General features: G+C 53.5%; 12 protein-coding genes and 1 tRNA gene. 6 read left to right on the forward strand and 7 right to left on the reverse strand.

Annotated elements, in window-relative coordinates; all coding sequences use genetic code 11:
* Nucleotides 1–45: 45 nt before the first annotated feature.
* The 3 genes from BMW31_RS12165 (at nt 46) to BMW31_RS12175 (ending at nt 3,045) form a co-directional block, all read left to right on the forward strand.
* A complete protein-coding gene (locus tag BMW31_RS12165; protein ID WP_091826336.1) occupies nt 46–1,341 on the forward strand; it encodes a flexirubin biosynthesis putative acyl-CoA ligase FlxY in 1,296 nt (431 codons plus the stop codon).
* Complete coding sequence (locus BMW31_RS12170; protein WP_091826338.1) at nt 1,338–2,474, forward strand: 1-acyl-sn-glycerol-3-phosphate acyltransferase; 1,137 nt, start codon at nt 1,338–1,340, stop codon at nt 2,472–2,474. The genes BMW31_RS12165 and BMW31_RS12170 overlap by 4 nt, the downstream gene beginning before the upstream one ends.
* 127 nt (nt 2,475–2,601) lie before the next feature.
* On the forward strand, nt 2,602–3,045 hold the full coding sequence (locus BMW31_RS12175) for a copper resistance protein NlpE N-terminal domain-containing protein (RefSeq protein WP_091826340.1): 444 nt from the start codon (nt 2,602–2,604) through the stop codon (nt 3,043–3,045).
* Nucleotides 3,046–3,139: 94 nt separating this feature from the next.
* Here BMW31_RS12175 and BMW31_RS12180 read toward each other — a convergent pair whose 3' ends face one another.
* Both BMW31_RS12180 and BMW31_RS12185 read right to left on the reverse strand, forming a co-directional pair.
* A complete protein-coding gene (locus BMW31_RS12180) occupies nt 3,140–3,517 on the reverse strand; it encodes a RidA family protein (RefSeq protein ID WP_091826343.1) in 378 nt (125 codons plus the stop codon).
* A 52-nt stretch (nt 3,518–3,569) separates the two neighbouring features.
* Entirely contained in the window at nt 3,570–5,060 is a 1,491-nt protein-coding gene (locus BMW31_RS12185) for a phosphohexomutase domain-containing protein (protein ID WP_091826369.1), read from the reverse strand.
* A gap of 437 nt (nt 5,061–5,497) precedes the next feature.
* Between BMW31_RS12185 and BMW31_RS12190 the strand changes: the two genes are divergently transcribed.
* Nucleotides 5,498–5,977: a glutathione peroxidase gene (locus tag BMW31_RS12190; RefSeq protein WP_091826345.1), complete on the forward strand. Its 480-nt coding sequence runs from the start codon at nt 5,498–5,500 to the stop codon at nt 5,975–5,977.
* 4 nt (nt 5,978–5,981) lie between these two features.
* Nucleotides 5,982–6,431 carry a MarR family winged helix-turn-helix transcriptional regulator gene (locus tag BMW31_RS12195; protein ID WP_091826347.1) on the forward strand — a complete coding sequence of 150 codons (450 nt, stop codon included), beginning with the start codon at nt 5,982–5,984 and terminating at the stop codon, nt 6,429–6,431.
* 833 nt (nt 6,432–7,264) lie between these two features.
* On the opposite strand, the gene BMW31_RS12200 is transcribed toward BMW31_RS12195, so the two are convergent.
* The 5 genes from BMW31_RS12200 to BMW31_RS12220 all read right to left on the reverse strand — a co-directional run bounded on the left by BMW31_RS12200 (nt 7,265) and on the right by BMW31_RS12220 (nt 10,667).
* Nucleotides 7,265–7,337, reverse strand: a tRNA-Lys gene (locus tag BMW31_RS12200).
* 92 nt (nt 7,338–7,429) lie between these two features.
* The gene (locus tag BMW31_RS12205; RefSeq protein WP_091826349.1) at nt 7,430–8,575 is read right to left on the reverse strand and encodes an AI-2E family transporter; all 1,146 of its coding nucleotides are present in this window, start codon (nt 8,573–8,575) and stop codon (nt 7,430–7,432) included.
* Nucleotides 8,576–8,620: 45 nt separating this feature from the next.
* Nucleotides 8,621–9,226, reverse strand: a complete 606-nt coding sequence (locus BMW31_RS12210) for a thymidine kinase (protein ID WP_091826352.1) — start codon at nt 9,224–9,226, stop codon at nt 8,621–8,623.
* 259 nt (nt 9,227–9,485) lie between these two features.
* The gene (locus BMW31_RS12215; RefSeq protein ID WP_091826355.1) at nt 9,486–9,938 is read right to left on the reverse strand and encodes a hypothetical protein; all 453 of its coding nucleotides are present in this window, start codon (nt 9,936–9,938) and stop codon (nt 9,486–9,488) included.
* 57 nt (nt 9,939–9,995) lie between these two features.
* Nucleotides 9,996–10,667, reverse strand: a complete 672-nt coding sequence (locus tag BMW31_RS12220; RefSeq protein ID WP_091826358.1) for a hypothetical protein — start codon at nt 10,665–10,667, stop codon at nt 9,996–9,998.
* A 150-nt stretch (nt 10,668–10,817) separates the two neighbouring features.
* On the opposite strand from BMW31_RS12220, the gene BMW31_RS12225 reads away from it, so the two are divergent.
* The gene (locus BMW31_RS12225) at nt 10,818–11,186 is read left to right on the forward strand and encodes a transposase (protein WP_091826360.1); all 369 of its coding nucleotides are present in this window, start codon (nt 10,818–10,820) and stop codon (nt 11,184–11,186) included.
* Nucleotides 11,187–11,359 lie beyond the last annotated feature (173 nt).

The raw sequence follows: 11,359 nt of genomic DNA on the forward strand, positions 1-11,359 counted from the left end.
AACTCAAAGTCGTCAGAATCTCACGGCGACAGCTATTTTGCAATCATGAACAAAGACATAGAATTTGAATCGGCAGAAACCATCCGGGCGTATCAGGAAACCAGGCTCCATGAGGCGCTGGACTACCTGCACGCCTGTTCGCCTTATTACCGGCGTTTGTTCAGTACGCACCACATAGACCTGGCCGGGATACGGCGCATAGACGATTTGCAGCGCATTCCCTTTACGGAGAAGAAGGACCTGCAGCTGCACAACGAGGACTTCAGATGCTGCCCCAAGGCCAAGATTGTGGACTACATCACCACCTCGGGCACGCTCGGAGAGCCCGTAACCTTTGGCTGTACCGACCGCGACCTGGACCGTTTGGCCTTCAACGAGGCCAAGAGCTTTGCCTGTGCAGGGCTGGGGCCGGGCAACATTCTGCAGCTCATGACGACCATCGACAAGCGCTTCATGGCCGGCCTGGCCTATTTTCTGGGCATCCGCCGGCTGGGAGCGAGCATCATCCGCGTGGGCAACGGCATTCCTGAACTGCAGTGGGACACCATCCGCCGCATGCAGCCGGACAGCATCATGTGCGTACCCTCGTTCATTCCGCGGCTCATCCAGTACGCCGAGGAGCACGGCATAGACTACACGCACTCCAGCGTGAAGCGCATCATCGGCATAGGCGAGGGCCTGCGCAACCAAGACTTTACGCTCAATCTGCTGGGCCGCCAGATTAAAGAAAAGTGGGATGTGCAGCTCTTTGCCACCTATTCCAGCACCGAGATGGGCGCTACCTTCTCCGAGTGCGAGTACGGGCAGGGCGGCCACTGCCACCCGGAGCTCATCATCGTAGAGATTATTGGCGAGGACGGCCGCCCTGTGCCCGACGGCGAAGTGGGCGAGGTGGTGGTCACAACGCTGGGCGTTGAGGGCATGCCATTGCTGCGTTTCCGCACCGGCGACATGTGTGCACGCATCTCGGAGCCGTGCCAATGCGGCCGCAACTCGTTCCGACTGACGCCTATCGTGGGGCGTAAGAACAACATGATAAAGCTCAAGGGCACCACTCTTTATCCTCCGGCAATCAACGATGTGCTTGATAATACGGACTATGTGCAGAACTACGTGGTGTACGTACAGGACAGTGAGAGCGGCACGGACGACGTTGTGGTGAAGGTGGGGCTGAAGTACGAGCCGGCCTACGACGCGGTTAAAGACCTGAAGGACCGCTTCCGCGCACATCTGCGCGTGGCACCCAAGATAGAAGTAAGGCCCACCGACGAGGTTCAGCGCGTAAACTTTCCGGCCAAGAGCCGCAAGCCCGTTAAATTCATAGACCAGAGAAAGAGATGACTGAGAGCTTTGACGACATCCGCCCTTACAACGACTCGGAGCTGCCTGCAGCCCTGCAGCGCATCGTAGAGAGTGATGCCTTCCCGTTGCTGGCCTCGTGGATATTCCCCGACCGCAGTCTGGAGGAGGTCAGACAGATGATGCTCTCGTTCAGAACCGTAAGAGACTTTCAGCATGTTGTGATGATAGCCGTGAACCGGCAGGTAATAGAACGCAGCATATCGACGCTTACCTACAGCGGGTTCGGGCAGCTGCAGCCCGGCGTGCAGTATCTCTTCGTGTCCAATCACCGCGACATCATGCTCGATGCCTCGCTGCTGCAGTACCTTCTGGTCAAGCATGGACGGGAGACGAGCGAAATAACCTTCGGGGCCAACCTGATGAGCCCCGGCCTCGTAACGGATATAGGAAAGGCGAACAAGATGTTCCGCGTGGAGCGCGGCGGCCGCATGCGCGACTTCTACATGTCGTCGCGCCACCTGAGCGATTACATACGCAGCACGCTGACTGAGAAGCAGGAGAGCGTGTGGATAGCCCAGCGCAACGGCCGGACCAAGGACGGCAACGACCGTACTGACCAGGGAATAATCAAGATGTTCTGCATGAGCAAGCCCGAAGACAAGATAGAGGCGCTGGCCGAACTGCACATTGTGCCGGTAAGCATCAGCTATGAACGAGAGAGCTGCGACATCCTGAAGGCCATCGAACTGTACGAGAGCCGCTACCAGAAGTACATCAAGAAGCCGGGCGAGGACCTGAACAGCATCCTTACCGGCGTGGTGCAGCAGAAGGGGAGGGTGAATATAACGCTCTGCCCCGAGATAACCGAGGCCGAACTGCGCCGCTACAACGACTGCACCAATAACGAGTATCACAAGAAAGTGGCCGAGTTGATAGACCGGCGCATCATTGCCGACTACGTGCTTTACCCCAACAACTACATTGCCCACGACCTGCGATACGGGCAGAGAACCTACCGCAAGCATTACACCGACGAGCAGCTGCGGCTGTTTCTGCACTACATGGAGCGGCTGAACGATTACGACATCACGGAACCGGATGTGCTGAAAGACATCTTTCTGGCTATTTATGCCAATCCGGTAAACACGAAACTGCTGCTCGGTAAGTCGTGAAAGCGCTGCAGCAGGCCGTTTCTGTCCCCCTTGCTGCGTACATGATATTTTCTTGCAGGTTATATACAATAATCTTTCTCAGCAGGAGTTATTTCAAAAGTTATTCAATATAATAAAAACAGTAAGTATGAAAAAAATGATGATGTTGGTTGCAGCGTGTGCCTGCCTGGCTGCTTGCAACAATGGAAAGACGGCAGGCAATGCGGCCGGTCAGGATTCTGTAGCAGCAGACTCGGCCATTGCAGACTCTTCGGTGTATGTAGGCGTTACCCCTGCTGCCGATAGCTTTGGTATTAAGTACAGGCTGGCAGTGGCCAACGACTCTACCAAAGGCTTCAGCATGCGGCAGGCCTATCTGGAATCGGAGACAAAAGAGAGCGAGGTGTCCTACAACAGCGGCAAGACCGAAGTGGTGACCCAAAACGGCAAGACCTATTATAAACTGCAGATGGGGCAGAACTCTCCGTCTGTAAACTTCCTCGTCCTGAACGATTCTACCTTGCGTATGGTCAACTCGGAGCTGCAGGAAGCCGCCTCCGGACTGAACTATGACCTCAAGCTGGAGAAGTAAGCAACGGGGCAATTGATAATAAACAAAAAGCCGCCACATCCTGTTTTTGCAGGATTGTGGCGGCTTTTCGGTTGGTAGATGCAGCCGGTTCGGGTTACTTAACCTCGGCAATGCACTCTATCTCGACCCTTGCCTGCTTGGGCAGAGTCTTGATGGCAACGGCCGAACGGGCAGGAAACGGCTCGCTGAAGAACTCGGCATAGACTTCGTTCATAGCGCTGAAATCGGCCATGTCGGCCAGGAATACGGTCGTTTTCACTACATCCGCCATGCTTGCACCGGCCTCCCGGAGGATGTGCTGCATGTTGGTGAGGCTCTGGCGGGTTAGTTCCTTGATGCCGCCAACGGCGAACTGGCCGGTTGCGGGGTCAATGGGAAGCTGTCCGCTTACGAAGACGAGGTTGCCGGTACGGATGGCCTGACTGTAAGGGCCGATAGCAGCGGGGGCGTTGTTGGTTTGGATTGCGTTCATTGTTGTTGTTATTGCTGTTTGTTGGTTTTGTTGTTCAGAGGCTTATATGGGTTTAGGATTGCAGCTTGGTGAAGGCTGAAAGCATTGTCCGCAGTTTGTTTTCTATTCTTTGGGTGCCGCCGGCGACATCGGATTCTATGTTGAGCACCATTACGGGGTCGTGCAGTGAGAGGCGCAGGAGAAACCATCCGCACTCGTCGGCAGCCAGGCAGCGCACGCGTACACCTTCGTAGTTGGGCTCTACCAGCTCGTAATCGGCTTGCCCGTTCACGGAAGCCGTGAGCTGCGCAAGCACCTTTTGGCCGTAGTTTTTGAAGTCTTCGGTCGCAATGGTGAAGCGTATTTCGCGGTTTTCGGCCGGCATGCGGAGCTGTGCTATCAGCGAGGCCAGCGTATTGCCCTGTGCGTTGAGCCGTGCAGCCTCCACCAGCAGCTTGGCTACGAGGAAGGCTCCGTCGTCCAGAAAGTAATTCTCCCGGAGTGCCGCATGCCCCGAAGTCTCGATGGCGAGCCAGCTTTCCTGCCCGTTGTTGTTCAGCCTCACAGCCTCGTTGATGACGTTCTTGTACCCTCGCATGTAGCGGTGATGCTTGCCGCCGGCCTCGCTGATGAATGCGGCCAAGCCGTCGGAAGTAACCGAGTCGGTAACAATTGTGGTGCCGGGATGTTCTCTCAGGATGACGGCAGCTATGAGGGCGATGAGTGCGTTGCGGTTGATGGGCTGCCCGGAGCTGTCGACAATGGCCGAGCGGTCAACGTCCGTATCGAATATGATGCCAAGGTCGGCATGGCTCTTCATCACCGCTTGGCACACCGACTGCATGGCTTCCCGGTTCTCCGGGTTAGGTACGTGATTGGGGAAGGTGCCGTCAGGTTCCAGAAACTGGCTGCCCCAGGTGTCGGCTCCCAGTGGTTCGAGCACCTTGCCGGCAAAGAATCCGCCTGCGCCATTACCCGCATCGACGACAATTTTCATTCCCTTTAGCGGGTGGTCGTAGTCAGTTGCCTGCACGCCTTGGCGAATGTAGTCCATCAGTTGCCGGCAATACGTTTCCATCAAGTTATGGGTCGAGACGGTTCCCCGCGTCGGGGCGTCGGTCAGCGGTTCCGTTTCAGCCATGCTGAGAATGACTGCTATGTCGGCTTTGTCTAACCCCCCGTTGCGTGTAAAGAACTTCAGGCCGTTGCGGTTCCAAGGCAGATGGCTGGCCGTAATCATCACCCCGGCCGTTGCGGGGTCGCTGGGGTCGACGGTGGACATGAACATGGCGGGGGTAGAAGCCATCCCGCAGTCGCGTACATGAGCCCCGGCAGCAGTGGCTCCGGCTATGAATGCCTGCTTCAAGGCTGGCCCCGAGAGGCGTGAGTCCATGCCTACGGCGATGCTGACAGGGCCGCTTGGCGTGCGTGCTTGCAGCCATTTTACGAATGCGCGGGCAATGGTAGCCGTGGCATCGGCCGTTAAATTCACCCGTTCACCTGCTGTTCCGTCGAGCGCTATGCCCCGAATGTCGGAACCGTTTTGTAGTTTTTTCCATTCCATGTTGCGTGTCTTGTCAAAGTGATTAATAGTTGTTTCCCGTTCTCCGATGGTTTTTGGGCGTGTGATGCCAGCTGTGTTAGATAGTGCCGGAACCTCTCCACCTGTGCTGACAAAGATAGTCATTTTGGCCGAAGTCTGCAAACTTTGTTGCTGTAATCCTGAGGCAGCTGGTCGTTTATCCGTCATCAGAGTCTTCTGTGGTCACCTTTTTAGTTAATATCTCTTTCGAATTTGTATCGCGAACGATGTTTTTCATAAATCAGGTTAATAAAAGCAGATAAGTCGCAGGCGATATAAAAGATTGTTGTACCTTTGCATCAGAAAAAGAAAAGGATAGCAAATGGAAACAATTCTTTACACAGTAATAGTGGCCCTGGGTGCCGGTTTGATTACCCTCATTGGTACCGAGGCCTGACAAACATTAAAAGAAGAAGATTATGACAAAGATTTATGACTACAAAGCGCTGACCAGCAAGGGTCAGGAGTTGGACTTCAAGCTGTTTGAGGGCAAAGTTCTCCTCATCGTGAACACCGCCAGCAAGTGTGGATTTACGCCCCAGTTTGCCGGTCTGGAGGAACTAAACCAGAAGTACAAGGACCGCGGATTGGTGGTAATAGGGTTCCCCTGCAACCAGTTCGGCAATCAGGATCCGGGCTCGGACGAGGAAATTTCGGGCTTCTGTCAGCTCAACTACGGCGTTACGTTCCAAATCATGAAGAAGGTGGACGTGAACGGCGACAATGCCGACCCCATCTTCAAGTACCTCAAGGAACAAACTGGCGGATTGCTGGGCAGTGCCATCAAGTGGAATTTTACCAAGTTCCTGATTTCGCGCAACGGCGATACCATCAAGCGTTTTGCCCCCGTGACAGCTCCCAAAAAGCTGGAAAAGGATATCGAAAAGATGTTAGGATAGGCTCATGTCACACGCTCAACTGAAACTCGACAGCCAGCTCTGCTTCCGTCTCTATACGGCCAGCCGGCTCATTACGCAGGCTTACCACCCCTTTCTACAGGAGTTGGGCATCACGTATCCGCAGTATCTGGTGCTCATGGTGCTGTGGGAGAACGACCGCCAGCTGGTGAACGACATCGCCCGCCGGCTGGTTCTGGAAACCAATACCGTAACACCGCTCATTCAGCGGATGGAGAAACAGGGGCTTGTGACCAAGGAACGCGGCGAACAGGACGGCAGGCAGACCATCGTGTCGCTTACCGACAAGGGGCGGGCAATGGAGGAGCAGGCTGCCCGGGTGCCTGCCTGCATGACCGGCATGCTCAATGCCTGCGGGCTTGAGAGCGAGACCCTGCGTGGCCTGATTCCTGCCCTTGACGAGCTGATAGACAAGATGAAAACCAGCAAACAGTAAGAGAAAGAGGAAAAAGAACCGGTACGGACTGACGAATATCATCCGACCGAATAATCCAACAGCCATCACGGAACGGTCTCCGTCTGCCAGTTTGCATTCTTACGGAAGCCGTTCCCGGTGGCTGATTTTACATACTTGCAGCCGGTGGCATGCCGACAGGGGCTTCTGCCTCCGGCTGTCGTGCTGCCGGCTTTTGGCATTTGCCGGTCCTTTGCGGCATGTAACGCTGCGAAGTTGCACTCTGCGGAGAATTCCGTCAGTGCTGTTAAGGGTATTCACAGCTTGGAGGTAAGGATGGCAAACGTGGCTCCCCATTGTTCTCTCGGTGCACGTTTTTCCAGTTAAAAGTGTCGCCTAAAAAAGTTTACAACAGCGTCTTTATGCTTGCGATATTTCCAATCAGCAAGCCACTTGGCCATAAATACGCGAAAATAGCGCCACTTTTAAATTGCTGATAATCAGAAGTTTGTGTTTTTCTCATATTCTACAGGCTCCTTAAAGCCCACTTTTTACCCCTTTTCTGCCCCAATATTTCATTTTCAGAGCTATCCTTCAACAATGCCGAAGCTATCCTTCAGCCTTCTTGGAGCTGTCCTTCAACGATACCGAAGCTATCCTTTCGGGTGGCCGAAGGTGTATTTTACGCGTCTCAACCCATTAAACTACCTCTTTTGTCAGCTGTTTCTCCCGAACATGTAGCACGTTTTGTCGGCATCTTTTCTTAACAGTCATACTCGTTACATCAATCTATTTCCGGCTTCATTCGGTAAAAAGGAGAGGGCGGGAAACAAAAAAGGGGATTCTCGAAAGAATCCCCTTTTTTAACTGCTTTGTGACTCGTATGGGGCTCGAACCCATGACCCCAACATTAAAAGTGTTGTGCTCTACCAGCTGAGCTAACGAGTCAATGCTCCAACTTCCATTTCTGAAAGCGAGTGCAAAGTTAGTGCTTTATTTTTAAACAGACAAATTATGCGGGCGTTTTTTATCCTGAATGTTTATTTTTGACCGCTTTCCGGCGTCGTGTCAGTGACTTCCGGTTCGATGGGAACAGCCTCGTCCTCGGGCGAGAGCGTAACCTGATTCTCCTTGGTAACGTACCGCTGCCAGTACGCCATGAGCAGGGTAGTGAGCGGCAAGGCTATAATGAGGCCGATGAAACCGAGCAGGGTGCCCCATACGGAGAGCGAAAGCAGCAGGATGGCGGGGTTCAGTCCCATCGCCTTGCCCATTATCTTGGGCGTTACAATCATGTCGGTGATAACCTGCACAAGGACGAACAAGCCTACTGCAAGTCCGAAAACGAACAGGAAACTCTGTCCCGTATCTGCCGCCTTGAGCATGGCCAGAAAGGCGGTAGGTATGAGTGCGAAGGTGTGCAGATAAGGTACGAGGTCGAGAATGCCGATGAGGATGCCGAGACCGATGGCCATGGGAAAGTCCATGATGGTAAAGCCGATGCAGAACATGATGCCCATGCACAGGGCTACCATGCCCTGGCCACGGATGTAGTTGTTGAGTTCACGCTCCACGTCTTTCATGAGTTCGCGCCAGAAAGGACGGTTCTTTTCCGGGAATATGCGTATCCAGTTGTTGGTAAGGTACTCATAATCGTTGAGGATAAAGAACATATATAATAAGGTAATGAGCGATCCGATGATGCTGATGATGACGTTGGCCGTTTGTCCCAGTACCGAGAAGACTTTGGGCATGGCTGTCTTGACGGCGTCGGAGAAGTCCTCGCTGCGGAAAACCTTTTCCACTTCGGCCTGGTGCTTGCTTATCCACTCGGATATGCTTGCCGTCAGGTCGTTGGTGTGTGCAGTGTCGTTAACCCACTTGGTCAGTATTTCGCCCACTTTCTGGAACTGTTCTATCATCGGCGGCACAATCATGTAAACGATAAGGGCGATGACGGCCAGAACGAAGATGAGCGTGATGATGATGGAGAGCGAGCGTACGCGCACGTGCATCTTGTACTGTACGAACTTTACGATGGGGTAGAGCAGGTAGGCAAACAGCCACGCGATGAAGAACGGCAGCAGTACGGCACTCAGGTAGTTGACCATGTACAGCACGGCAAACACGAGAAGGAGGGTTCCCGTCCACCTGATGAATTTATCGAAAGTTATCTTCTGTCCCATGTTCTTATGTATGTTGAGTTATTTCAGTTGATGGTTGCGCGTGGGCTATTCCTTTGCAGCTTGCCGGCGGCAGGCTTCTTCCTCGAGCGCCTTTTGGTAGCAGTCGCGGCACAGCGGTTCGTATTCTGCCTTCTCGCCCAGCATCACCCGCTTCTCGTTGGCCACCAGTCTGTGGCTCACATAGGCCAGCGCGCCGCACTTCACGCAGATGGCATGCACCTTGGTAACCTCGTCGGCGATGGCGCACAGTGCCGGAATGGGGCCGAAGGGCTTGCCCTGAAAATCCATGTCGAGCCCCGCAATGATGACGCGCACGCCCTTGTTGGCCAGTTCATTGCACACATCAACCAGTCCGTCGTCCAGAAACTGGGCCTCGTCTATGCCCACCACGTCGATTTCTGATGCGAGGAGGAGAATGGAAGCAGACGAGTCTATCGGCGTACAGGGGATGGCATTATGGTCGTGGCTGACCACATCGTCGTCAGAATACCGCGTATCAATCGAAGGTTTGAATATTTCAACCTTCTGTCTGGCAAACTTTGCCCGCTTCATTCGCCGGATGAGTTCCTCCGTTTTGCCGGAGAACATCGACCCGCACACCACTTCTATTCTTCCCGGGCGGTGTGTTTCGCCCATAAGATTTTCCATCATAGCAGTTGCAAAGATAGTGGAAAAAGCAGATAAATCAAAGCCATCTGCCCAAAAAGTTGGATGTTCGGTCTCCGTCTTCTTGACAGTGAGGATTTTTCTTTGGCTGGTATGGCTGCGGAACTGCTGCTTGTCGGTGAGGCAGGGAACGGGAAACGGTAACCCCTCTCGCCATCGTTTGATGGCCTGTTTATTCCTTTCCGGGTGTAGATGTCAACGAAGAAGTCAGAACACCAGCCGCCAAGAGGCGCTGTTTTTGCCGTCATTTCAGCTGATATTCGGTGTAAACGGCCGATTTAAAACTTGCTTCAATCCCCAGCACATTGTATTCGTTGGGGATAAACACCCGGTGTTCGTATATAATATAAGGTATGGGCACGCCTCGGTCTATCCTGTAACTTAGGTTGCGCCGTTTGTCAATCAGCAGCGTGTAGTCTACCCACGAATGTACAAAACGGTTGAAAACCGTTACGGCCTCGTAGTTGGCCGTGTCGCGCGGGTCGACGAATAGCAGCGTGCCGTCATCCGGCCAAGTGGCAGTTGTGTCGTCCGCTTCTGCTATCAAATACTCCGGCGGAAAGTCAGCAAGGCATTGCCGCACGGCTTGGGGCAACCCTTCAAAGCGCATGCTGCCTTGCTTCAGGTCTTTCAGGCGATAGTCGTAAGAACTGCATCCGCAGCAGACAACGAGGAGCAGAACGAGGAAATGTTTCATCAAACGATAGTTTTTGTTTTACACTTAACGCTATGGCAGGCTACGGCCAAGGGCCGGTTACTTGGGCACATATAACGGCGTGCTTGTACCATGCCTGTAATCAACCGATACGGAAATGCCCGCCTCGGTATAGAAAGTCCACAATCCAATTCTATTTGCGCCGTCATCTTCGGGGTCTTTACAGAACGTAATCCAGCCTAAGCCTGCAAACCTGCCGTCCTTGTAATAGTTTCTGACGTAGGCCAATGAGTCGGGCGCGGTGGCATGACCTTCTGGTTGCAGTCGCAAAACATTTGGTTTTACGCTGTCAATGACCGTGCTGTCAATCCAGCCGTTGGTATAACACGCTTGGATGTGTTCGAAGATGGTTTGTCGTTTCTCCCTGTCAGAGACGTAGCTGAACCCGTCAAGCCATGTTTCAAGTAACGAGTCGTAGACGTACGTCTCATCAGGTCCGGCCGTAAAGTATAGGCTGTAGGTGCCGTCCTGCCACCGGTCGTAAAAGAAAGTGACCCCGCCCAGCGCGTTGCCGTCGCCTTTTGCCGGTATGCCCAGCACGCCGAGATTGTCAGGATAGGCCCCGTGGCGGGACTTGTAAGCCTCGATACGCGCCACAATCCGGTTTCCTTTGGCCTCCGTCCGGCTTCTCCAGGTGAGGCAGAAGTAAGTCCACAAGCCCACCAGCAGCACGAGAACCGCCAGACATACGATAAGGATACGCTTCTTCATCAATCAACTTCTTGCGCACAAATATAGTGAATATTTTTATTCCTGTACTCTTTTTGACGTTGAAAGTGCGATTTTCGGCGGCACTGCCGGTGCTGGTGACCTGTACTGAATAAGTTGACAGTTTACATCAACCAAAAAAAGTAAAAAGTCATGAAACAGTACAATGAAATCGAAAAATTAGAGTTATTACGTCGGTACCTCACGAGTGGCCTGTCGATACGCGCCTTTTCCGCGAGTGTTGGCATTCCCGTGGCGACATTCTTCGGATACCTCCGCGCGTACGGCCACCCCGACAACTCATCAATTCCTTTTCTTATGAAACACGAAGAACTACCAACCACGCTCGACGAACTTCGCGCCCAGCTGCTCAAGGAGCGCAAGGCGCATGAAGCAGAACTGAAGCGCCTGAAGAAGGAACTGGCCCAGGAGAAACTCCGCTGCCTGGCCAATTCCACGATGATAGACCTGGCCGAGAAGAAGTTCAACATCCGTATCCGAAAAAAATCCGATGCCAGGTAATCACTGCCCTGTCTCAGAGCGGGGAGCCGGAGCCGTTCCGCGGCCGGGTCTCCTTCCTCTGCGATTATCTTGGCATCAGCAGACAAGGGTACTACAGGCACTCCGACCGCTCTGAAGAGCTGAACGTGCTGCAGACCAGCATCGTCCTCTATGCGATGGAACTGCTCAAGGAC

It is taken from the genome of Prevotella sp. kh1p2, from assembly GCF_900111525.1.
In the GTDB taxonomy this organism is placed as follows: domain Bacteria; phylum Bacteroidota; class Bacteroidia; order Bacteroidales; family Bacteroidaceae; genus Prevotella.

Coding starts and splice junctions, on each gene's coding strand:
- BMW31_RS12165 (WP_091826336.1), top strand. CDS start 46: ATGAACAAAGACATAGAATTTGAATCGGCAGAAACCATCCGGGCGTAT.
- BMW31_RS12170 (WP_091826338.1), top strand. CDS start 1,338: ATGACTGAGAGCTTTGACGACATCCGCCCTTACAACGACTCGGAGCTG.
- BMW31_RS12175 (WP_091826340.1), top strand. CDS start 2,602: ATGAAAAAAATGATGATGTTGGTTGCAGCGTGTGCCTGCCTGGCTGCT.
- BMW31_RS12180 (WP_091826343.1), bottom strand. CDS start 3,517: ATGAACGCAATCCAAACCAACAACGCCCCCGCTGCTATCGGCCCTTAC.
- BMW31_RS12185 (WP_091826369.1), bottom strand. CDS start 5,060: ATGGAATGGAAAAAACTACAAAACGGTTCCGACATTCGGGGCATAGCG.
- BMW31_RS12190 (WP_091826345.1), top strand. CDS start 5,498: ATGACAAAGATTTATGACTACAAAGCGCTGACCAGCAAGGGTCAGGAG.
- BMW31_RS12195 (WP_091826347.1), top strand. CDS start 5,982: ATGTCACACGCTCAACTGAAACTCGACAGCCAGCTCTGCTTCCGTCTC.
- BMW31_RS12205 (WP_091826349.1), bottom strand. CDS start 8,575: ATGGGACAGAAGATAACTTTCGATAAATTCATCAGGTGGACGGGAACC.
- BMW31_RS12210 (WP_091826352.1), bottom strand. CDS start 9,226: ATGATGGAAAATCTTATGGGCGAAACACACCGCCCGGGAAGAATAGAA.
- BMW31_RS12215 (WP_091826355.1), bottom strand. CDS start 9,938: ATGAAACATTTCCTCGTTCTGCTCCTCGTTGTCTGCTGCGGATGCAGT.
- BMW31_RS12220 (WP_091826358.1), bottom strand. CDS start 10,667: ATGAAGAAGCGTATCCTTATCGTATGTCTGGCGGTTCTCGTGCTGCTG.
- BMW31_RS12225 (WP_091826360.1), top strand. CDS start 10,818: ATGAAACAGTACAATGAAATCGAAAAATTAGAGTTATTACGTCGGTAC.